Raw genomic sequence first — 21,943 nt, 5'->3', positions numbered from 1 at the left:
ATATAAGTGCATTTTACTTCATTTAGCTATTTACCAACTACAGATTCTTGTGTGAAATGTGGAAAGTGCATTCCAAGTTGCACTATATTTAGCATCAACGGCGATGAAGTAACTTCGCCAAGAGGATTTATAGACTTGCTAGGTGCATATGAAAGAGGCAATCTACCATTAGATAAAAATGCAAAAAATATCTTTGAATCTTGCTTTTTGTGTAACACGTGCGTAAGTGTATGCCCAAATGTCCTCCCAACTGATGAACTAATAGAAAATATAAGATATGAAATAGCCCAAAAATTCGGTATAGCAAGATTCAAAAAAATAATATTTTATCTGCTAAAAAATAGAAAAGTAATGGATAGAATATTATCTTTTGGCAGTATTTTTGTGCCAATTTTATTTAAAACATCAAAAGATTCTTCATGTCTAATCCCAAGAATAAAACTTCCTTTCTTAAAAAATAGAGTAATAGCAAACATACAAAAAGAAAGCTTTCTTGCCTCAAATAACGAAGAAATAATCAAAAAAGATTCAAATAAAAAAGTAGCAATTTTTATAGGTTGTCTTGCAAATAATAATTATAAGAGTGTTGGAGATTCGCTACTATTTATATTAGAAAAACTACAAATAAACATCAAAATAGCAAAAAGCCAAAAATGCTGTGGTGCTCCAATGTATTTTACAGGTGATTTTCATAGTGTAGATTCTCTTATTCGATACAATGTAGAATATTTTGAGAGCTTCATAGATGAAGTAGAAGCAATACTTATCCCAGAGGCTACATGTGCTGCTATGATGATAGAGGATTGGGAAAGATTTATGAAAAATGATGAAGAGATGAAAAATAGAATAAAAAAGCTAAAACCAAAATTCCAAATGGCAACCAAATATCTGCTAGATAATACGAATCTAATAACAATGCTAGAACAAAATGCGACAACTGAAGAAATCACATATCATGACCCATGTCATTCAAGAAAGGTTCTAGGAATCTACAAAGAACCAAGAACCTTACTATCAAAAGCATATAAAATAATAGAAATGGAAGATTCTTCTGCTTGTTGTGGATTTGGCGGAGTAACTATACAGAGCGAAAAATTTGAACTTGCAAGAAAAGTTGGTAGCAAAAAAGCCAAAATGATAGAAAAAACTAAAGCAAAATATGTAAGTGCGGAGTGCAGTGCGTGCAGAATGCAACTTACCAATGTAATACATAATGAAAAAATTGATATTACATTTTTACATCCACTAGAATTAATTGCCAAAGCATTAAGACAATAATTTTTATCCTTAACTATTTTCTCTTAATATCTAATATTTTTATAAGCTATTTTTGTATAATCTTGTAACAAAAATCACTAAAGACTGCAAAGGTAACTAAATGATTGGTAAAAATATGTCGCTCAAAGCTCAACTAGGAATTGGATTTGGTTCTATACTATTGTTTATGTTAATACTCACGATAATAGGGTATTCAAAAGTAAATTTTGCTAATAATACGCTTATACAAATAAGTGATGTAAATTCTGTTAAACAAAGATACGCAATCAACTTTCGAGGTAGTGTTCATGATAGAGCCATAGCTGTAAGAGATGTAGTATTACTACATGACGAAGATACACAAGAGATGCAAAAAACAATAGAAGAAATAAAGAAACTAGAAGCTTTCTACAGTGAATCTGCTATGAAAATGAATGAAATGGCAACAATGCCAAATATGCTAGATGACAAAGATAAAGAAATATTGCAAAAAATCATCAAAACAAAAGAAAAAACTGCTCCTATAATTCATAAAATAATAGAACTTAGATTATCAAACCAAACTGAACAAGCACATGATTTATTGCTAGAATTAGCTAGACCATATTTTACTGAATGGCTTGCTGTTATTAATGAGTTCATAGATTATCAAGAAGCTAAAAATAAAAATTTATCAGAGTTGGCTAGTTCTTCTATTAAAGATTATCTAACACTAAATATGATTCTTACCGCAATAGCTTTTATTCTTGCAGTTTTGATTGCTGGATATATTGCAAGATTGATAGTCTCATCTCTAGGTGGTGAGCCAAGAGAAGCTATAAAAGCTGTTCTTAGCATAGCAAATGGAAATCTAAATACAAACATAAAAGTGCAATTCCAAAATAGTATGCTATCAAGCATGGTGCATATGCAAAATAAATTAAGAGACATAGTCTCTGAAGTTTCAAGATGCTCCGATGAACTAGGAATTAAGGCCAATGAAGTGTCAAAATGCTCAAAAGAGGCTCAAAGCTCATCATATAGACAATTAGACAAATCAGAAGAAGCAACAAAAAATATAAATAGCTGTGTAATAACAATTGCTCAAGTAGCACAAATAGCACAACAAACAGAGGATAATTCAGAACAAACTACAAAACTATCGCAACAAGGCAAAGTGGCTATGCTAACCACAATAAAAGAAATAGAAGCAATCACACAAACTGTCTCTAATTCAGCAGACCACATAAGAGCACTAGAAAAATATTCACAAGAAATTAGCGGAAGTGCAGAATTAATCAAAGAAATCACAGATCAAACGAATCTTCTAGCACTAAATGCAGCAATAGAAGCAGCAAGAGCTGGTGAGGCTGGACGAGGATTTGCAGTAGTAGCAGATGAAATAAGAAAACTAGCAGAAAGCACTGGAGAGGCTACTTCTGAAATTACAAAAATGATAGAAATAATCCAAAAAGAAACTCAAACTGCAGTAGACGCAATAAGAGAGGCTATCCCTCAAGTAGAAAAAGGAATGAGGCTAGCAAATGAAGCAAATGAAATCTTAGAGCAAATAAATACTCAAGCTGAAGATTCATTAGAAAAAGCAAGAGAAGTTGCACAATCAACACAAGAACAGCAAGATAGTATGCAACACATATCATCTGAAATGACAGATATTTCAACAGATTCCAAAAATACTTCAAAACTAATGGAAGATTCAACGAATGCAGCTAATAATCTACAAGACATTTCTAATCAACTCAAAAAACACATGGAATACTTTAAAATATAAAATTAAAAGGGTAAGAGGTTGTATAGCGTTGCATTAGTATTACTTGGTGCTGGGAAGAGTAGCAGATTTAAAGAAAGTCTGCAAGCCCCAAAAAAACAATGGCTTAGAATTGATGAGCTACCATTATGGCTAGTTGTAGCAAAAAATATTGCCACATACTACAATTTCAACGAAATGATAATTGTTGGATCTGATGATGAACTATTTTATATGCAAAAATTTTTAGATTCTTATAGCCTAAACTTCACTCTAATAGGTGGCGGAAGCACAAGACAAGAATCTTTGCAAAATGCAATAAGCACAATAAAGAGTGAATATATATTAGTAAGCGACATCGCAAGAAGCAATATTCCAAAAAATATATTTAATGAAATATTACAAAATATAGGAAAACACGATTGTGTTGTGCCATATTTACCTATAAATGATACTGCACAATACAATAATAAATATCTAAAAAGAGAGGATATAAAACTAATACAAACACCACAACTAAGTAAAACCTCAAAGCTAAAAGAAGCAATCAAACTTGGTTTATACACAGATGAAAGTAGTGCTATCCAAGCAAACAATGGTGAGATTCTATACATAAAAGGAGATAAACAATCTCACAAAATTACAACAATAGAAGATATACATAAATTAACACTAGAACCTCCTAGCAAAAAGATTCTTGTTGGGTTTGGAAGCGATATACATGCTCTAAGAGAGGGTAATGAAATAATCTTAGGTGGAATTAAAATACCATGTGAATTTGAAATAATTGCACATAGCGATGGAGATATTGTATTACATGCTGTTAGCGATGCTATATTAGGTGCTATTGGTGCTGGTGATATTGGAGAGTGGTTTAGTGATACCGACGAATCTTATAAAGATGCAGATTCTGCAATTTTATTAACCAAAATAGTCGAATTTAGTATAAATGTTGGATACAAGATAAGACAAGCGGATATAGTGATATTTGCTCAAAAACCAAAATTATCACAACACAAAAGAGATATGGAAAAAAATATAGCCAATCTCTTAAATGTACCACTAACACACATAAATATAAAAGCAACAACAACAGAAAAATTAGGCTTTATCGGCAGAGCTGAAGGCATATTGGTTCAATGTAATGTGGTATTGGAATATTTTGATTGGAAAAATCATCTAGGGGGTATCTATGAAGATTCTGATAATAGAAAATGAAGTTTATCTAGCACAAAGCATATCATCTAAGCTAAGCTATTTTGGGTTTAACTGCGAAGTAGCATCAAGCACAAAAGAGGCATTGCAGCACGATAAGGCGGATATAATTTTACTATCTACTAGCATATCAGGTCAAAACTTCTATCCTCTAATAGAAAACTTCAAAGATTCAATAATAATTTTAATGATACCTTATATAAATGATGACACAGTTACAAAACCACTAAAAGCTGGTGCTAGCGACTATATAGTAAAGCCATTTATGATTGATGAACTAATAAGAAAAATAGAACATTATTCATCATATAGACAATTACAAAATGAAATTGCATTTTATAGAGATTATTTTTGCAATTCTTTATTAAGTGCAAACTACACAATAAACACAAAAGTCTCATATCCGCTAATAATAAAAGGAATCTCACAAAAAATAATAGATATATGTGTAGTAAATTATGCAATCTTTAAAAAACTACCAATTAGCTTTATCTCTCTTTATAAAAACAAAAATTATGAACATGCTCTAAAGAATCTGCCAAGACAACGACTAACCTATGTTATAGGATTTGAAACACTAAAAAGAGAGGATAAAGAACAATGTATAAAAATGCTAAAAAATACTCCTGTAATTCTATCTTCACTTAGTGGCGATTTAGAAGGGTTTAGCAACATTTATGAAGTCCAAACAAACACAGAACAAGACTACCAAAACGATATATTAAGCGTAGACGAATACACAAAAACAATGATATTAAAATTTGAAGACAAATATACAGATACAGAGCTTAGCAAACGACTTGGTATGTCAAGAAAAAGCCTTTGGGAGAAAAGAAAAAAATATGGAATATCTAAAAAGAAATAAGTCTATTTTTATTGATAAAGAAGCAATTTTTGCACTATTATTGTGTCAAGAGGGATTGCTATATCCAGTAACACACTTAATGAATGAAGCTGAAATGAATGAAGTTGATAGCACTGGATTATACAAACAAAAAAGCTTTCCATTTTCGTTTATATTAGCACCATCTGGAAGAAGAAATGAAGAAGTAATAAAAAATGCAAAAGAAGGCGAAATTATCAACATAATATGCGAACGCAAAGTATATGGATACATAAAAACAAGTCAAACTTTCAAAATCAACAAGCAAGAAAGATTATTTAAAATCATGAGTGGCGATATATACTCACCCAAAGCAAAACAAATCCTGCATAGACTTGGTAATTATGCTATATGCGGGGATTATGAAATCATAATAAGCCAAGACGACATATTTCATGATAGAATCTCAAAATCAAAAATACCGCTACTAAAAAAATCCCTAAAAATAAAAAAAGCAACATCTATGGTGCTAAATGCATCACCAGTTACAAGAATCCATGAACAAATTTTTAGGCTAATCTTAGATAATAATGAATTATTAGTCTTAATGTTACTAAGAGAGCAAAATGAAGAATTCCTTGACTTTGAAATAAGAAAAAAATGCTTAGAATATGTAATAGAAAACTTCCTGCCAAAAAATAAAGTCCTAATAGTTCCACTTGATGATATATATCTATTTGCTGGTGCTCATGGCATTATATTAGAATCTATTATCTCTCAAAATATGGGTTGCGATAAAATAATGATAGGACAAAACTACCCAAACCTAACACTATATTATGACAATCAAAAAATACATTCTATTTTTGACACTGCTAAAGATATAAAGATAAAAGTAAAAATAGTTAATGAGTTTTTCTATTGCAATGAATGCTATGGGATAGTAAGCAATAAAACATGCCCACATGGACAACATCATCATATAACTTATGATTCTGGCTTTATACAAGGTATGCTAAAATCTGGGCTGATACCACCTACTTTACTAGTAAGAAAGGAGGTATCAGCTAAGATTCTAAGTCATATATTCCCCGATAGGTTTAGTTCGTTTATCAAAAAGTATAGTGCATTATTTGCAAATAGAGGAATCATAGAGGATATAAATGAAGAAGATTTCTATATCAAAATTGCAGATTTATACAAAATGGATAATTTAAACTAGGTAATAACAATGGAAAAGAACTTTTTTTTAGACTTTAAAGACAAAAATGACTTTATTAAAAAGTGCTATCTAACACTCTTTTTTAGTGGATTATCAAAAAAAGCACCCGGAACAATAGGGACGCTTGTAGCTATGCCATTTGGCTTTTTAGTTGGTTCATATTCGCTTAGCACATTATTTTTACTAGCTCTTTTGTTGGGTGTATTTGCAATTAGAATAATAGATTCCTATGAACAAAATGGATTATCACATGATAGAAAAGAAATTGTAATAGATGAATTAACAGGAGTATGGATTGCAATTTCAATGCTTGGGTTAAGCATCATATCATTATTTCTATCATTTATACTTTTTAGAATCTTTGATATATGGAAACCATCTATAATAAACAAAGTAGATAAAAATATAAAAGGTGGACTTGGCGTTGTAGGAGATGATTTATTGGCGGGTTTCTTTGCTGGACTACTTGGGCTTATAATCCTAAAAATCATAGAATATACAATCAATACAGATAGCTATCTGCTTAACCCATTAATCCTTTTTTAAAAATATTCTAAGCAGAATAAAAAATTCTATTAAAATCAAAATACCTATAAAAGACAAAAATAGCTTATTATTAAATGCAGTAAGCTTTATATAGTTTTGTGCATAAAGCTGATTACTAAGTGTGGCTAACTCTAATGTATTTAACAACCCATTATCTCCCTCTAATAGATATAGTAAATTTTGGTTTATTTGCAAAATAATGTTTGTATCATTTGCTATTAAAATCTTGTTTGCTTCTTCTAAAAATTCTGGGATTTTTAAAGATAGATTCCCGCTACCAAAGTAAATATCACTTAAGGTTGAGACTTCCTTTTTTGTAAGCACAACAGAAACAACAAAGTTTTGTAAAACTTCATGTATTGAATTTAACTGAATAATACAATCCCTAAGCTCCGATAATGCAATAAAATTATCTCTATGTAAGACTTGATTTGTAGCTATAACTTGAGATAGAAACACGATTCTTTGTGCTAGAATCCTCTGTTTGCCACTAATGTTTATATAATATGTCAATACATCTTGCTTTTTTGAAGTTGTAACAACTTGATTGTATTGAAACAAACACGCAACAATTGTAAACAACAATAATACTAATTGAAATAAAATTAATTTTTTTGAAAAAACCCCAACCAAATGAATATCCATTAATAAAATTTATGATTTTATCAAAGTTAAAAAGAATTATCAATATAATAGAGCATTTATGCAAAAGGGGTTATAAATGAATACAAAAAATCTCACATTAAAATTAATGACTTTGATTCTTGGTGCAATGTTTGTAGCATGTTCCAAGCCACCAAGTGTTTTACCAAATATAAAAGTAAATAAACAATGCGATAAACCAATTGTTGCATACAAAATGGGTAGTATCAAAAGTGGTGAGTATAATCAGCTAAATATTGATGAAAATGCTATAAAGACAATGCTAGAAAACACTCTATCTCAAAGCGGTTGTTTTGTATCAACTGATGTTTTAGGACATAATGGAGAGTATCTGTTAGAAGTAGTATATGGTAGCATAAACATAAAGTCAAATAGAGGAGACTGGCTACAATCAACTTCGCAAAATGCTGGGATAATCGAGTTACAGATGGCTTTTAGCAATCAAAATGAATTTAGAGTATTTAGCGGAAAAGCGACAATAGAAAATTCTAACAATCAATATTTTACACTAGGCAAAGAAGCAACACTACTCCCACAAGAAGTAAGACAAACTATTCTAAATGCAATAAATGCTGCAACAAACGAAGCTATTACAAATTTTAAGACAAACTAGCCAATTGGCTAGTTATAAGCTTGAATTAATTATCTCATAAATGCTAATTAATAATCCATCTACAAAAAATATTGACAATGAAACATATAGTGTTGCTATGCCAACCACTATCTTTAGTGGTAAAGTTGCATTTTGCAAGTAGATTCTTCCATCTTTTAATATAGGTTCTTTTAAAAACATATACACTATAAGTTTCAAATAATAATAAACAGCAATGGCACTATTTATAGCCATAATCAATGCTAGATAAATATAGCCTTGATTTATCACTGCACTCATTAGATATATTTTGCCCCAAAATATCGAAAAAGGTGGAATCCCAGCTAAAGACAACATAAAAAGACCAATAATAATAGCTGCCATAGGACATAGCTTAATTAAGCCAGAAAACTTATCATATGAGTGATCATATCTGCTATCCCATATTTGCTCTTTAGTTCTGCTAATCCATAGCATAGAAAAGATTCCTAAATTAGTAAAAAGAAATAAAATCCAATACGCAAAAAGTGCGCTATAAGATTGTGGATTGTTTATAAGGATAGCACTAAATGCAAATCCAGCGTGAGAAATAGAGCTATAAGCCAACATTCGCTTTACATCTTTTTGAATCAATGCAACTAAATTTGGCAAAGTAATTGTAATAACTACCAATGCATAAAAGACATTATGCACAAAAGGTATATCCATAAATATACTAAAGAATCTTAAAGCCACAACAAGAGCTGCAATCTTTGGAATTATCGACATAAATCCAGCCAAAAACGAATTTGAGCCTTCATATACATCAGGTGTCCATGTATGAAATGGCACAATAGATGACTTAAAGCCAATAGAAGCGATAAAAAAGACAATGCTTGCCAAAAGTATATTAGATGTCTGATAATCATTAGCTTCCATATACGACTTAACACCATATAACTCCAAATGTCCAGTAGAGGCATACAACAACATAGCACCAAAAGCAAAACAACCAGCCGACAATGCACCCATAGTGAAGTATTTAATAGCAGCCTCAAAAGCTGTCTGCCTATTATGCATAGCTATAAGGGTATATAATACTAAAGATGCAGTCTCTAATCCCAAGAAAATAACCATCAAATGATCGCTACTAACCATAAACTGGAAACCAGCACACATAAATAAAAACAAAGCATAATATTCAGGATACTGAAACTCATGGAATCTATTGTAGCTAAGGGTTAGTGGCACAAATAAAATAGCACCTATTAGTATTATAAACTGCGATACAAGAGAGATTCCATCTACTAAAATAAGGTCAAAAAATGCCCTACTCTCCCAATGATGAGAAAATGCTATCAAATAACCAAAATCTAAAAATAAAAATAAAATAGTAAGCATTGTATACATTTGTTTATTATTTTTTTTGATACACATATCTGCTATTAGAATAATAATAGCTCCAATAATTGCAATAAGCATAGGCACTATGCTAAAAAAATTCAAACTCTCAAAAGAAATACTAAAACTCTCTAGCATACTATTCTCCTTCCAACTCTGATTCAATACCAAAGAAATCTAGCGTTTCTTGTTTGACAGATTTATAATGCATTATAGATAATGTATTTTCAATACCCTTATTAATAGGTTCTAAAATCGGCTTTGGATACACACCAAGCCATATAACCACTATTACAAGAGGCAATAAAGCAGTCCATTCTCTACCATCTATATCACTTAGCTTAGCATTTTTAAAATCTAACTCGCCATAAAAAACTTTTCTATATAAATTAAGCATATAAATAGCACCAACAATAATACTAATTCCTGCAATACCAGCCATAATTGGAGCAACCTCAAAGAATCCTAAAAGAGACAAAAACTCTCCAACAAACCCCATAGTAAGAGGCAATCCAGCAGAAGCCATCATCATAAGCCCAAAAATCGCAGAATAATTAGGCATAACTTTAGCTATACCTCCAAATTCATCAATTTGTTTTGTGTGCTTTCTCTCATAAATCATACCCACAAGCATAAATAGTGCTCCACTAATAATCCCATGACTTAGCATAAAAAACACAGAACCCGATAAGCCCTCAACATTGAGCGAAAAAATACCAATCATAATAACACCCATATGAGAAATAGAGCTATAAGCAATTACTTGTTTTATATCATTTTGTATAAATGCAACTAATGCACCATAAATAATCATAATCAATGACAAAACTGCGATAGGTATTAAAAAATAAACACTAGCATCAGGAAATAAAGGCAGAGAAAATCTAACAAACCCATAAGTCCCCATTTTCAAAAGCACAGCTGCAAGTATTATGGAACCTATCGTAGGGGCTTGACCATGTGCATATGGTAGCCAAGTATGAAATGGAAACATAGGGACTTTCACAGCCAACCCACAGAAAAAGGCTAAAAATAACCATATTTGAATCTCAAATGGAATAGGAACAGAGTTATACCAATCAATAAGAGAGAAGCTCCAAATGCCAGTCTCAACAAAATAATAATAAGCAAGATACAAGATTCCAACAAGCATAATAATAGAACCAACAAATGTGTATAAGAAAAATTTAACTGCAGCATAGATTCTGCTACCACTACCCCAAGCACCTATTATATATAGCATAGGCACTAATGATAACTCCCAAAAAATATAAAACAAAATCATATCTAAAGCACAAAAAACACCAATCATTATACTTAAAAGACACAATAAAGAAATAATCAACTTTTTTGTCTCATTTTGTTCATTTAAATATATAAACCCAACAAAAGCAATAAACGAAGAGAGGATAACCAAAAATAACGATACTCCATCAACACCCACAATGTAATTAATACCAAAATCAGACACTAGTGGAAAGGAAGCAATAAATTGATAATCATAAGCTTGTGTATCAAATAAAAACCACAACAAACAAGTTAGTGCTAACTCGATACCGCTAATTACGATAGCATAAGTCTTTAGATTCTCCTTTATACCTATTGCAAAAATAGCCCCTAAAAGAGGAAAAAATATTATCAAGCTTAAAATAAATTCCATGACGTTGCCCCTACACAAAAATCAATAGCAATAGCAATACTACACCAAAAAACATAACTCGTAACATTTTTGATAAATTGCCACTTTGAATCACTCTTAGTCTATTTCCACTACCATTTAATATATTTGCGATTAAATCAACTACAAAATCAATTGTTTTTTGTTCTATATAAACCCAAACAACCTTAGAGATTCGCATATAGTTATTTATAAATAATTTCTCATATAGCAAAGGTACATAATATTCATTGCGTAGCAATTTATAAATAAATGTATTCTCCAAAGACTTAGAGAATCCTCCATTTTTATACTTAAAAACAGCAAATAAAATACCGCATAGCACAACACATGTAGTAAGTGCGATTAGTTTTAAAATGGTAGCAATTGTCAAATGGCTACTAAAATCAGGTAAAACTTGCAATACAAAATGATGAAAATAAGATTCGCTAAAACCAGCAAACACTGCTAAAAATCCTAAAGGTATCATTGCATAAAGCATGTAATTATAAGCTTCATGTGGGTGTTCATTGTGTTTTTTCTCACCAAAGAATACGAGCATAATAAGTCTAAAGCTATAAAATGCAGTCAAAAACGCACCAAGCAACAATGCACCCCATAATACATAATATCCACTTCCAAATGTGGCTTCTAATATCTTATCTTTTGAGAAAAACCCAGCAAACGGATACACACCAGCAAGAGCAATGGAAGCTAAAATCATTAAAACAGCCGTAATCTTAAGAGGCTTATATAAAGCACCCATTTTGGTAATATCTAGCTTATCATTCATTGCATGCATTACATTTCCGGCACCCAAGAATAATAATGACTTAAAAAACGCATGTGTAGCTAAATGAAATAATGCTATCCAGTATGCACCAAGTCCAGCAGCCACAAACATATATCCAAGTTGAGATAGAGTAGAATAAGCAATAATTCTTTTTAGATCCTTATTTACAAGTGCCATACATGCAGCAAATATGGCTACAAATGCACCCAAGAAAGCTATAAATACACTGAATTCTGGTATCAAAGAATAAATTGGATTCGCCCTAATTACCAAATATACACCAGCAGTAACCATTGTTGCAGCATGGATTAATGCTGATACCGGCGTAGGCCCCTCCATAGCATCTGCAAGCCAAGTATGAAGTGGGAATTGAGCACTCTTACCCATAGCACCAATAAATAATAAAATACCAATTGCAACTAATAATTCTTTTGGTGCTTCAAAAACATAGCTAAACACAAATTCATACTTCAAGCTACCAAACACCCAATATATCAAAAAGATTCCAAGAAGCATTCCTAAATCAGCAATTCTATTCATAATAAATGCTTCATTAGCAGCAAAAGACGCGGAATCTTTATGATACCAAAATCCTATTAACATCCAAGAGCATAATCCAACACCTTCCCAGCCTATAAATAATCCAGCAAAATTATCGCTTAAAACCAAAATAAGCATAGAAAACACAAATGCACTCAAATATACAAAAAACCTATTAAAGCTCTCATCATGGCTCATATAACCAATTGCATACACATGCACACAAAAAGATACCAAAGTAACAACAAATGCCATAGTAGCACTAACAGGATCAACCAAGAATCCAAAAGGTATATGCAAACTGCCAACAACAATCCAATCCATAAGCTCGATGGACAAGATTCCGCCCTGATAAGTATAAACAAGAAGTAAAGTAGAAGCAAATAATGAAATACCAACCATCAATGAAGCAAAGATTCCAACACTCACAAACTTGCTCTTAGAAGAAAATGGAATTCCAAAAACAGATCCAATTAATGGAGCAAAAAATGCAGTATAAAATATAAGTTCCATCATCAGCCTTTCATTGTTTGTAATTTATCCAAATCTAACGAATGATATTTTTTATACCACAATATTAAAAGCCCAATACCCAAAGCAACCTCACTAGCTGCAATAGCAATGATAAAAAATGCAAAAATTTGTCCTTGCAAATCATTTAAATAATATCCAACAGCAGCAAACCCAATACTTGCAGCACTAAGGACAATCTCGGTAGAAAAAAATAACATCAACAAATTTTTACGCTTCAAAATACCAAAAACACCTATTGCAAACATAAGTGCAGACAAAATCAAATAATGATTTAAAGTTATCATTTTGCTTCCTTTGTGTTGGAGTTTTCATTGATATTCATTTCTTTTTCACCAAGAGTTAGAGAATATTTCATGCCATTACTTGCCAAAATAATTCCAGCAATCATCGCTACAAGTAGCATTATTGCAGCAATCTCAAAAGGTATTAAGAATTTTGTAAATAAAACATAACCTATCATTTGCACATTACCAACTCCATCTTTTGGTGGTAATTGAGGTTGCATTTGAAGTAAGTTTTCGCTTATAATAGGTGCAACTAAAATTACAACCAACAAAATAGCACCAATACCACTTAGCAAAAATAATATTTTTGAATTTTCAACCTTCTCATTTTGTAGGTTTTGAGTATCAAAAAACATCATAGCAAATGCATACAACGCAATTACAGCACCAGTATAAACAACTATCTGTATAACACCTAAAAATTCAGCCCCAAGCAAAAAGAAAAATGCAGATACAAATATCATTCCTGCCGCTAGTGAGCTTAATGCATATAAGATATTATTTGTAGTTACGACAATTAAAAACATAGCCAAACTTAAACCACAAAAAGTATAAAATGCTATTGCCTCAAACATCTTGTTTTACCCCACTTTCATCAGCTTTACTTTCTTCTTTGGTTAAATACATAAGAGGGGTTTGCTTTATTTTCAAATCCGCATCATAGCTAACGCTACCAACACCTTCATATTCACAATCATTACCGCTTAATACCTTGTCAATAGGAGTCAACATGTCTTGCTTTAAAGAAAAAGAAGCCCTCTGCTCACTTGCATTTTCATACCTATTGCCATGGACAATAGCAAGTTCAGGACATACTTCAGCACATAATCCACAATAAATACATCTTCCAAAATTAATTGTATATTCCGTTACCTTCTTTCGTTTATCTTCTCCATATCTAGTTTCCATTCTTATGCAGTTGGCTACGCATATTTTTTCACACAGCCCACAACCAATACATCTCTCATTACCACTATCAAGCAATCTTTTTAACTCATGCACAGCTCTATATCTAGGGCTTAGCGGTAATTTTTCTAACGGATATTGCACAGTATGAATCTTAGAGCTACAAAACTCCTTAAAAACAAGCCACAATCCAACAAACATTTCTCCACTTAAAGCACGATTCCAAAATTGAACAAACTTTTGAGCATTGCTTTTAGGAGTAGTTTCATCAACAATTTTTATATACGCCATTAATTACCTCCTAAATTTACAAAACCAGTAACTAGAACATTTAATAACGCCAATGGGAATAAAACTCTCCAACAAAGTCCCATTAGCTGATCTGGTCTTACATGAGGATATGCAGCCCTAGCCCACATAAACAAAAATATAAAAAACATAACCTTTAAAACAATAGCGATTCCACCCGGTATAAATCCCAACGGATTAAATCCACCCAAAAATAAAATTGATACCAAAAATGACAATGAAATCATACTTGCATATTCACCTATAAAAAACATACCCCATCTCATACCAGAGTATTCAGTAGCAAATCCAGCCACAACTTCAGCTTCATGCTCCAATAAGTCAAATGGAGTTCTATTTAACTCTGCATAACCAGCAAACAAAAATAATAAAAATGCTATAGGTTGCGAAAAAATAAGCCAGCTAGCTATACCACCTGATTGATAATTATTAATATCAATTAACGATAGAGAACCAACAAGAATAATTGGTGCTAAGAGAGACAACCCAGATACTACTTCAAAACTAAGCAATTGCACAGCAGCCCTTGCAGCACCTAAAATTGAATACTTACTATTTGCACTAATCCCAGCTAAAAGAGGTCCATAAATACCAGCAGCACCAACCCCAAGCACAAACAAGATTCCAACATTAATATCAGAAATGATAGGTCTTATCACCATGCCAAATGCTTCAAACTCGGGGAAAAATGGTATAGGTGCCATAGCTATAAATGCAGTAGCAGCAGTAATTACAGGCGCAATTCTAAATATAATCTCATTAGCACCGCTTGGAACAATATCTTCTTTTGTAAATAGTTTAATACCATCAGCTAGAATCTGCAATACTCCAAATGGACCTACTAAATTCGGTCCAATTCTTCGTTGAAATTTAGCCAAGATTCGCCTCTCAACATAAGTAGCAAATCCAGCCAATGCAGAAAAAACAAGCACAACTAATAATATTTTAATAAGCGTTTCAATTACATAAAGTGTCATTTTGCAACCTTTATATCAACTTTAGCATATCTGAAATTACCAATTATGCTATACATATCAAACTCACAATTACCAAGTGCTACATACTCTCCTTCCATACCATTATCTATTATTACCTTTGTCTCTATACTACTAGAATCCATAAAAGAAACAACAACCCTATCATCTTGAGCTAAGTTTAGTTTGGTGGCTAAAGTTGCAGATAATTGAAGTCCATTTTTTGATTTTATTAGAGATGACCTAAGTGTTTGTTTTGAAAAATGAGCAACAGGATTTCTAACATACAAATTAAATTCTTCTAATGGTTCTAAAGTAACACTATCAATTTCTATATCACTTTTAGATATACAAAGTTCTAATAAATATCCGCGAATCTCTTTACCATTATTTAAAAATCCATACTTCAAATCATCATACATAATTTCTTTAAAGCCTTTATATGTAGGCAATATCTGCGTATAATCAATAGTATGCTCCAAATTTGTCCCAAGCATTTTAGCTATATCATTTAACTCGTAACCATAATAAGGGGTAGCAGGACTAAAAGGCACAACCCGTTTATTCACATTCACAAAAGTCCCTTCCTGCTCATTCAAATAAGGCATAAGTAAATTAGCAGAATGTGTCCCTATTGTGTAGCTACCTGTAGTGTTATAGCCTATGCTATAACCTTCACTAGTTCTATCCAAACTACATAGTAAAGAGATTCCAATAGCATTTGTAGTAGGCGGAAGTAACATAATTTTAACTTCAGAATACTCTTCAATCAATCCAAGAATCTTGGCTATATTGCTTGAGTTTTTAGTGCCATATACATCAAACCCAACAACAAGCACAGGATTTTTTGCCTTTTGCATAGAAACCTTTAATACTTCAAAAGCCTCTAACATACTATCTGAACAATACTCTAATAACTTACTTGATTTTACATCTATAATTTCTTTGTGTTTTACAACTTCATCTTTTTCTTCAAATTTGACTTCCCCACTTTCATCTAGCACTTCCTTGCCATTCTCGTCTAATATAGGAACTTTTATTTTATTTACAACTTCTTTTTCTGTCTCTTTTTTTATTGTGATTTCATATTTTGCTATTTCTGCTTTTAGAGAATCTATCCATTTATCTTGCGGTATTAGCACACTTGCCAAAAGCAATACAAATGCCTCTTCACTTTGAGGCTTATAGATGCCCTCTATTAGATTCGTAGCCTTTACAAAAGAATTAGCAACACAATCACTCATAGTATGAAAATAAGCCAACATAGCACCTTTATTTTGCTTTAGTGCATTATTTATACTATGCGTAATCACTGGCATATCATAGCTCATAGCCCCGCCAAAGCACATTACAAAAGAGCTAGAAACTATATCCTCCTCTGTTGCACTACCAAAGTTACCGCACACCAAACTAAAATTATGTATAAATTCTTTAAAATCCCACACTTCATCACATACTAACTTATACCCATGCTTTTCTTTTAGGCTTTGAAGTATCATTGCCTCTTCATTGCTTATGTTTCCTAAGAATCTGATGCTTTGTGCTTCTTTAAAGGCAGCTATTGTCGCATTAAAGGCAACTACATTTTTTTGCACATTTTGATTATTAGTCTCAAATGCTAATCTGCCAGCTGGACATAGTGTAGAAAAATTCCAATCACTGCTTACCCTATATACCTTCTTTTCTTTACCGCCTATTTTACTTTGCTTTACCTCATAAGTGATAGCACATCCATTAGCACAATGTGTGCAACTACTAGGAATTTTTTTCAATTCCCACGCATTTGAAGTATATTGGAAGTGAGCAATGCTTAAAGCACCAACAGGACACACGCTAGAGCACTCCCCACAATCTCCACAATCACCTAACCCACTAGGACCTATTAGGGATTTTTTGAACTTAGTCCATACGCCAAAGGCATCTTTTGGCATAGTATCTTTATATTCTTTTGATGGCATATCTCCATCTCTCTTAATTGTTTTTATATATGATTTTCCTATTTTATCTTTACACACAGTAACGCATCTCTCACACACTATGCACAAATTTGGGTCATATACAGTTGCACCCCATGAGTTAAATTCCTTATAATCATCTTTTAGTGCATATTCTTGCGTATTTACGCCAACATAATGCGTGTAATTTTGTAATTCACACTCACCACTTTTATCACATACACCACATTGCAAAGGGTGATTTACATCATAGGCTTGCATTATGGCTTTTCTTTCTAACTCTATCTCCTCTGTATGGACAACAACATTCATGCCATCTTTGACTTTTGCATTACAAGCATATACTCTCTTGCCATCTGCTTCTACCATACACATCTTACATGCTAGAGTTGGAGAGCAACAGGAGAGATAGCAAATAGCAGGGATAAAAATATTATTTGCCCTAGCTACATTTAATATACTCTTACCATCATCGCACAATACTTCGCAACCATCGATTATTACTTTTATCTTCTCCATTTGCTACCTTTTTATAGTTGTTTTGTAATAGCAAGATTCAAACTTAATATCAGAAAATAACATACCTATTAATCCTTTTAACTTAGGATTTAGCACGAATTTAACCTTTAATTCTTTAGTATCCATATTTAAAGAAATCATATCTCCATTAGTTACCTTACCAACCAAAGCAAACTGATTTGAGCCTTCAAGCCTCATTTTATCATCATATCTTATATAAGCTACCAACCCATTAATATCATCTTGTATTTCTGTTATTTCATCGATTGTTTGCTCATTATTATTTGCTTTTTTAGAATCCAAAAAAGCAACATCAAAATTCTCTTCACTCAAAATAAAATTAAATGCCCTAATAATATTATCTGCAACATTGCTTTTATAAATATCGCTTCCAAGTATAATTAAGCTGTTTTTACCATTAGTGCTTAGTGATATTTGCTCTAACTCCTCTTCAGATAGATTTGATTCAGAAGACAGATAGCCTATATCCAAACTTGCATACTTAGTCTTAAATGTAGGACTTAAGAAATAAGCCAATAAACAAGCAACATACTCATCATATAAAACCTCATAAGAAAAATGAGTTATATTTGGGTGATAGTCAAAATTTATAGGGCTTATTAGAAAAATATTCTTATCAAAAGACTTTATATTTGGGAATCTATTATAAAAATCATCTATAAATCCGCCAAATAAAATTAAATTATCATAATTTGAAATTTCTGGTGATTCTTTAATCATTTCAGCCTCTTTACAACTATTGTCCAATCAACTTCGTTGAATCTCAAAGAATTCATAAGCATAGCACCACAACTCTCAACTACATCTGCACTACTTTGAACCTTAGAAAAATCAATAACTTCAAACAAAAAGATTCCAACCTCTCCAATATCTAAGTCATTGTTAATGGCATCTTTTAATCTACCTTCAAAATCATTTTTTAAATGTCTCAAATCAATTCGCTTCATCTATCTATTTCCCCAAAAACTATATTTGTATTACCAATAATAGTTACAACATCTGCTAAATAATGACCGGGCAATAAATCCTGCAAAACTCCAGTATGAAAGAAGCTTGGTGTTCTCATTTTTAGTCTATATGGATATGGCTCACCTTCTGATTTGATAAAAAATCCAAGCTCACCTTTTGGAGATTCCGTTGGGACATATATCTCTCCTATAGGCGGACGCATACCTTGAGTTACAAGCACAAAATGTTGCATCAAAGAATAATTTTGAGTCATTATTTGCTCTTTTGGCGCTGAAAAATACCTAGTATCCTCACACATCAAAAGACTATCTGTATCTTTATATTTTTCTATTAGTTGATATAAGATTCTAATGCTCTGTCTCATCTCCTCCATATATAATAAATATCTCCCATAGCTATCATTACTAGCACTAATTGGCACATCAAATTCTAGCTCATCATACAATTCATATGGCTCTTCTTTTCTTATATCCCATTCTATACCACTACCTCTTAGCATAACACCGCTTAGACCCCAACTTTTAGCCATTTGCGGAGTTACAATCCCTACATTTTCTAAACGCATTCTCCATATACGATTTTCACTCAATATCCCCTCATATAGCTCAATCCTACTTGGTAATTCATCTAAAAATGCCTTTAATTTATCGCACCAACTAGGAGGTAAGTCAAGTGGCACACCACCTATTCTAACACTAGAATGCGTAAGTCTAGCACCACAATAGTCTTCTATTAAGTCAATAGCAAATTCTCTTTCTCTAAAACAATAAAGAAAAATACTCATAGCACCAACATCAAGTGCGTGTGTAGCAAGCCAAAATAAATGAGAAATGATTCTATTTAATTCCAAAAGCATAGTTCTTATAACCTTAGCCCTTCTTGGAACTTCAACTCCAAGCAATCTCTCAACACTTAAAGCAAAGGCATAATTATTTGAACTAGCAGCAATATAATCCATTCTATCTGTTGTTGGCAAAAACTCATTATAAATCATATTTTCAGCCATTTTTTCCATACCACGATGCAAGTATCCAACATCTGGAGTAGCTTTAATTACCTTCTCGCCTTCTAGCTCTAAAATAAGCCTTAATTGACCATGAGCACTTGGGTGTTGCGGTCCAAAGTTTAGCACCATAGCATTATCGCTAATCCTATCAAAAGCAATATTTTCATAAAACGGCATTAATTTGTTTGGTTGTTGCATTTTATTTCCTCTTGTCTAATTGCTTTTGATTATTTATTGTTAGCTTTGTTACAAACAACACGCCATCTTCTTCTTGATACATAATTGGTTTTTTTACTTCATTATCTTTATCTATCACTTCGCCATATTTAACCTCATAACCAAGCCTTGAAAAACGAGTGCTATCATATCTATCTACCCTTGCAGAATCTCTTTGTTCTTCACCTACAACCTCTCTATATTCTCTGCCAAAAATAGTATCAACCTCATACCATCTAGCACTCTCATCGCCTTGCAGAGGATAGCTTTTTAACAATGGATGTCCAACCCAATCATCAGGCATCAAAATCCTCTTTGGATATGGGTGGTGCAAAGGCATGATTCCAAACATATCATACATTTCCCTCTCACTCCAATTAGCACTGCTAAAAATGGAGCTAACTGATTCTATTTCTTCATTTTCTTTCAAAAATGTCTTAACTCTTAGTCTTCTTTTATGTGTAAAAGATAGCAACTGATAAAAAATCTCAAATCCACCATCTCTCTCTAAATAATCAATAGCACTCATCTCGCTTAATGTTTCATAGCCATTTGCTTTTATTATTTTTAATGCTTCAACTATATTATCCTTGCCAATCCACACAACACAAGTATCACGCTCGATATAAGTTTCACATACAAATCCTTCTAAATCCCTAATAACTTGCAAGTCAATTTCGTTGCTAACTTCATATCTAGGCACTCTAGGAGAAACATAGAATCTATCTTTGTAATATACCTCTTTTTGTGCATTTGCCTTTGGTTTATATTCTCTCACTTATATCCTCCCTAGATAAGTCGTTTTGGTTCTATCTTACGCGATGATTTTTGTTTTCTTATTTTTTGTTGCAACACCATTAAAGCATACTGCAAAGTCTCTGGTCTAGGAGAACACCCCGGAAGATAAATATCAACTGGAATAATCCTATCTACACCTTGAACCGTTGCATAAGTATTAAACATACCACCAGTATTTGCACAACTACCCATTGATATGACCCATTTTGGCTCTGGCATTTGATCATATAGTCGCCTTACAAATTGTGCATGTTTTTTAGTAACCGTCCCTGCAACAATCATAACATCACTCTGTCTAGGACTCGCTCTAAAAATAGTCCCAAACCTATCAAAGTCATACCTTGAAGCACCTGTTGCCATCATCTCAATAGCGCAACATGCAAGACCATAAGTCATAGCCCATAATGAATTACTTCTGCCCCAATTTACAAGCTTATCAACACTTGTAAGCATTATTGGAAGACCAGAATCTTTTAGATATTTTACTTCATGCTCTGCCATTGTAGCGCCCCTTTTCTCCATGCATATATAAAGCCTAAAAATAATAAGAAAACAAACAAAATCATCTCAATAAAACCAAACATACCAAGAATCTTAAAATCAACAGCCCACGGAAACATAAAAATAACTTCTACATCAAATAATATAAACAGCAAAGCCATTAAATAAAATTGTGATGAGATTCTATTTGGTTGTTTTGTCGGAGCTAGACCGCATTCATACGGAGCTAGTTTTAACTTTTGAGTGTTTTTGTTTGCTAAACTTTTTCCAACAAACCTAGAAAGAAATGTAGTTGCCAAAAAAGCAACAAATGTGAATATAAAAATTGCAAAGATTCCAAAATATGGGTGAGCGACATCCATATGAGACATGATATCTCCTTAACAAGCTTTGATAAAAATTATTACTTAATCTTATCAAACTTTTCTTAAAAATTATAAAGAAGTTTTTTGCTTTAGAGATAAAAGCCTTTATTTTTAGACATTTTCTAATTTCATTAAAGTAAAAAAGTTAAAT

At 32.2% G+C, this 21,943-nt stretch carries 22 protein-coding genes; 7 read left to right on the top strand and 15 right to left on the bottom strand.

Annotated features, from left to right (window positions below):
* Positions 1 to 6 precede the first annotated feature (6 nt).
* The 6 genes from PF021_RS02520 to PF021_RS02495 all read left to right on the top strand — a co-directional run bounded on the left by PF021_RS02520 (position 7) and on the right by PF021_RS02495 (position 6,810).
* Positions 7 to 1,278, top strand: a complete 1,272-nt coding sequence (locus PF021_RS02520) for a (Fe-S)-binding protein (protein ID WP_271020829.1) — start codon at positions 7 to 9, stop codon at positions 1,276 to 1,278.
* A 100-nt stretch (positions 1,279 to 1,378) separates the two neighbouring features.
* A complete protein-coding gene (locus tag PF021_RS02515) occupies positions 1,379 to 3,028 on the top strand; it encodes a methyl-accepting chemotaxis protein (RefSeq protein ID WP_271020828.1) in 1,650 nt (549 codons plus the stop codon).
* Between the two features lie 18 nt (positions 3,029 to 3,046).
* Positions 3,047 to 4,222: a bifunctional 2-C-methyl-D-erythritol 4-phosphate cytidylyltransferase/2-C-methyl-D-erythritol 2,4-cyclodiphosphate synthase gene (locus tag PF021_RS02510; protein ID WP_271020827.1), complete on the top strand. Its 1,176-nt coding sequence runs from the start codon at positions 3,047 to 3,049 to the stop codon at positions 4,220 to 4,222.
* Entirely contained in the window at positions 4,197 to 5,084 is an 888-nt protein-coding gene (locus PF021_RS02505) for a response regulator (RefSeq protein WP_271020826.1), read from the top strand. The genes PF021_RS02510 and PF021_RS02505 overlap by 26 nt, the downstream gene beginning before the upstream one ends.
* Entirely contained in the window at positions 5,062 to 6,264 is a 1,203-nt protein-coding gene (locus PF021_RS02500; protein WP_271020825.1) for a sulfate adenylyltransferase, read from the top strand. The genes PF021_RS02505 and PF021_RS02500 overlap by 23 nt, the downstream gene beginning before the upstream one ends.
* 9 nt (positions 6,265 to 6,273) lie before the next feature.
* Positions 6,274 to 6,810: a phosphatidylglycerophosphatase A family protein gene (locus PF021_RS02495; RefSeq protein ID WP_271020824.1), complete on the top strand. Its 537-nt coding sequence runs from the start codon at positions 6,274 to 6,276 to the stop codon at positions 6,808 to 6,810.
* Here the strand turns inward: PF021_RS02495 and PF021_RS02490 are convergent.
* A complete protein-coding gene (locus tag PF021_RS02490; RefSeq protein WP_271020823.1) occupies positions 6,796 to 7,392 on the bottom strand; it encodes a hypothetical protein in 597 nt (198 codons plus the stop codon). The two genes, PF021_RS02495 and PF021_RS02490, sit on opposite strands and share 15 nt — an antisense overlap.
* Before the next feature lie 139 nt (positions 7,393 to 7,531).
* Here PF021_RS02490 and PF021_RS02485 point away from each other — a divergent pair, with 139 nt between their 5' ends.
* The gene (locus tag PF021_RS02485; RefSeq protein WP_271020822.1) at positions 7,532 to 8,086 is read left to right on the top strand and encodes a hypothetical protein; all 555 of its coding nucleotides are present in this window, start codon (positions 7,532 to 7,534) and stop codon (positions 8,084 to 8,086) included.
* A 12-nt stretch (positions 8,087 to 8,098) separates the two neighbouring features.
* On the opposite strand, the gene nuoN is transcribed toward PF021_RS02485, so the two are convergent.
* The 14 genes from nuoN to PF021_RS02415 are packed head-to-tail and all read right to left on the bottom strand — an operon-like array spanning position 8,099 to position 21,798.
* Complete coding sequence (gene nuoN, locus PF021_RS02480) at positions 8,099 to 9,583, bottom strand: NADH-quinone oxidoreductase subunit NuoN (RefSeq protein ID WP_271020821.1); 1,485 nt, start codon at positions 9,581 to 9,583, stop codon at positions 8,099 to 8,101.
* 1 nt (position 9,584) lies between these two features.
* Positions 9,585 to 11,105 carry an NADH-quinone oxidoreductase subunit M gene (locus tag PF021_RS02475; RefSeq protein ID WP_271020820.1) on the bottom strand — a complete coding sequence of 507 codons (1,521 nt, stop codon included), beginning with the start codon at positions 11,103 to 11,105 and terminating at the stop codon, positions 9,585 to 9,587.
* Positions 11,106 to 11,115: 10 nt separating this feature from the next.
* Positions 11,116 to 12,948: an NADH-quinone oxidoreductase subunit L gene (gene nuoL / locus PF021_RS02470; protein WP_271020819.1), complete on the bottom strand. Its 1,833-nt coding sequence runs from the start codon at positions 12,946 to 12,948 to the stop codon at positions 11,116 to 11,118.
* A 2-nt stretch (positions 12,949 to 12,950) separates the two neighbouring features.
* A complete protein-coding gene (gene nuoK, locus PF021_RS02465) occupies positions 12,951 to 13,253 on the bottom strand; it encodes an NADH-quinone oxidoreductase subunit NuoK (protein ID WP_271020818.1) in 303 nt (100 codons plus the stop codon).
* The gene (locus tag PF021_RS02460) at positions 13,250 to 13,828 is read right to left on the bottom strand and encodes an NADH-quinone oxidoreductase subunit J (RefSeq protein WP_271020817.1); all 579 of its coding nucleotides are present in this window, start codon (positions 13,826 to 13,828) and stop codon (positions 13,250 to 13,252) included. Before PF021_RS02460 ends, nuoK begins: the two co-directional genes overlap by 4 nt.
* Positions 13,821 to 14,450, bottom strand: coding sequence for an NADH-quinone oxidoreductase subunit NuoI (gene nuoI / locus PF021_RS02455; protein ID WP_271020816.1), 630 nt, complete (start codon positions 14,448 to 14,450; stop codon positions 13,821 to 13,823). The genes PF021_RS02460 and nuoI overlap by 8 nt, the downstream gene beginning before the upstream one ends.
* Positions 14,450 to 15,445, bottom strand: coding sequence for an NADH-quinone oxidoreductase subunit NuoH (gene nuoH / locus PF021_RS02450; protein WP_271020815.1), 996 nt, complete (start codon positions 15,443 to 15,445; stop codon positions 14,450 to 14,452). The genes nuoI and nuoH overlap by 1 nt, the downstream gene beginning before the upstream one ends.
* Complete coding sequence (locus tag PF021_RS02445; protein ID WP_271020814.1) at positions 15,442 to 17,916, bottom strand: NADH-quinone oxidoreductase subunit G; 2,475 nt, start codon at positions 17,914 to 17,916, stop codon at positions 15,442 to 15,444. Before PF021_RS02445 ends, nuoH begins: the two co-directional genes overlap by 4 nt.
* A gap of 3 nt (positions 17,917 to 17,919) precedes the next feature.
* On the bottom strand, positions 17,920 to 18,657 hold the full coding sequence (locus PF021_RS02440; protein ID WP_271020813.1) for a hypothetical protein: 738 nt from the start codon (positions 18,655 to 18,657) through the stop codon (positions 17,920 to 17,922).
* Complete coding sequence (locus PF021_RS02435) at positions 18,654 to 18,884, bottom strand: NADH-ubiquinone oxidoreductase subunit E family protein (protein ID WP_271020812.1); 231 nt, start codon at positions 18,882 to 18,884, stop codon at positions 18,654 to 18,656. The genes PF021_RS02440 and PF021_RS02435 overlap by 4 nt, the downstream gene beginning before the upstream one ends.
* A complete protein-coding gene (nuoD, locus tag PF021_RS02430; RefSeq protein ID WP_271020811.1) occupies positions 18,881 to 20,110 on the bottom strand; it encodes an NADH dehydrogenase (quinone) subunit D in 1,230 nt (409 codons plus the stop codon). Before nuoD ends, PF021_RS02435 begins: the two co-directional genes overlap by 4 nt.
* Position 20,111: 1 nt before the next feature.
* Positions 20,112 to 20,906 (bottom strand): NADH-quinone oxidoreductase subunit C, encoded by a 795-nt coding sequence (locus PF021_RS02425; RefSeq protein ID WP_271020810.1) that lies wholly within the window; start codon positions 20,904 to 20,906, stop codon positions 20,112 to 20,114.
* Positions 20,907 to 20,917: 11 nt separating this feature from the next.
* Complete coding sequence (locus PF021_RS02420) at positions 20,918 to 21,427, bottom strand: NuoB/complex I 20 kDa subunit family protein (protein ID WP_271020809.1); 510 nt, start codon at positions 21,425 to 21,427, stop codon at positions 20,918 to 20,920.
* The gene (locus PF021_RS02415) at positions 21,409 to 21,798 is read right to left on the bottom strand and encodes an NAD(P)H-quinone oxidoreductase subunit 3 (RefSeq protein WP_271020808.1); all 390 of its coding nucleotides are present in this window, start codon (positions 21,796 to 21,798) and stop codon (positions 21,409 to 21,411) included. Before PF021_RS02415 ends, PF021_RS02420 begins: the two co-directional genes overlap by 19 nt.
* Between the last annotated feature and the right edge of the window lie 145 nt (positions 21,799 to 21,943).

Source organism: Helicobacter ibis (assembly GCF_027859255.1).
Classification (GTDB): Bacteria; Campylobacterota; Campylobacteria; order Campylobacterales; family Helicobacteraceae; genus Helicobacter_D; species Helicobacter_D ibis.
This window is presented reverse-complemented; position numbering and strand designations above follow the sequence as displayed.

What these genes read in the sequence shown, in the direction of transcription:
- nuoH (WP_271020815.1), bottom strand. Translation starts at nt 15,445, where the DNA reads ATGACACTTTATGTAATTGAAACGCTTATTAAAATATTATTAGTTGTG.
- PF021_RS02485 (WP_271020822.1), top strand. Translation starts at nt 7,532, where the DNA reads ATGAATACAAAAAATCTCACATTAAAATTAATGACTTTGATTCTTGGT.
- PF021_RS02415 (WP_271020808.1), bottom strand. Translation starts at nt 21,798, where the DNA reads ATGTCTCATATGGATGTCGCTCACCCATATTTTGGAATCTTTGCAATT.
- nuoK (WP_271020818.1), bottom strand. Translation starts at nt 13,253, where the DNA reads ATGATAACTTTAAATCATTATTTGATTTTGTCTGCACTTATGTTTGCA.
- nuoI (WP_271020816.1), bottom strand. Translation starts at nt 14,450, where the DNA reads ATGGCGTATATAAAAATTGTTGATGAAACTACTCCTAAAAGCAATGCT.
- PF021_RS02495 (WP_271020824.1), top strand. Translation starts at nt 6,274, where the DNA reads ATGGAAAAGAACTTTTTTTTAGACTTTAAAGACAAAAATGACTTTATT.
- PF021_RS02475 (WP_271020820.1), bottom strand. Translation starts at nt 11,105, where the DNA reads ATGGAATTTATTTTAAGCTTGATAATATTTTTTCCTCTTTTAGGGGCT.
- PF021_RS02420 (WP_271020809.1), bottom strand. Translation starts at nt 21,427, where the DNA reads ATGGCAGAGCATGAAGTAAAATATCTAAAAGATTCTGGTCTTCCAATA.
- PF021_RS02445 (WP_271020814.1), bottom strand. Translation starts at nt 17,916, where the DNA reads ATGGAGAAGATAAAAGTAATAATCGATGGTTGCGAAGTATTGTGCGAT.
- PF021_RS02460 (WP_271020817.1), bottom strand. Translation starts at nt 13,828, where the DNA reads ATGTTTGAGGCAATAGCATTTTATACTTTTTGTGGTTTAAGTTTGGCT.
- PF021_RS02435 (WP_271020812.1), bottom strand. Translation starts at nt 18,884, where the DNA reads ATGAAGCGAATTGATTTGAGACATTTAAAAAATGATTTTGAAGGTAGA.
- nuoD (WP_271020811.1), bottom strand. Translation starts at nt 20,110, where the DNA reads ATGCAACAACCAAACAAATTAATGCCGTTTTATGAAAATATTGCTTTT.
- nuoL (WP_271020819.1), bottom strand. Translation starts at nt 12,948, where the DNA reads ATGGAACTTATATTTTATACTGCATTTTTTGCTCCATTAATTGGATCT.
- nuoN (WP_271020821.1), bottom strand. Translation starts at nt 9,583, where the DNA reads ATGCTAGAGAGTTTTAGTATTTCTTTTGAGAGTTTGAATTTTTTTAGC.
- PF021_RS02500 (WP_271020825.1), top strand. Translation starts at nt 5,062, where the DNA reads ATGGAATATCTAAAAAGAAATAAGTCTATTTTTATTGATAAAGAAGCA.
- PF021_RS02515 (WP_271020828.1), top strand. Translation starts at nt 1,379, where the DNA reads ATGATTGGTAAAAATATGTCGCTCAAAGCTCAACTAGGAATTGGATTT.
- PF021_RS02505 (WP_271020826.1), top strand. Translation starts at nt 4,197, where the DNA reads ATGAAGATTCTGATAATAGAAAATGAAGTTTATCTAGCACAAAGCATA.
- PF021_RS02440 (WP_271020813.1), bottom strand. Translation starts at nt 18,657, where the DNA reads ATGATTAAAGAATCACCAGAAATTTCAAATTATGATAATTTAATTTTA.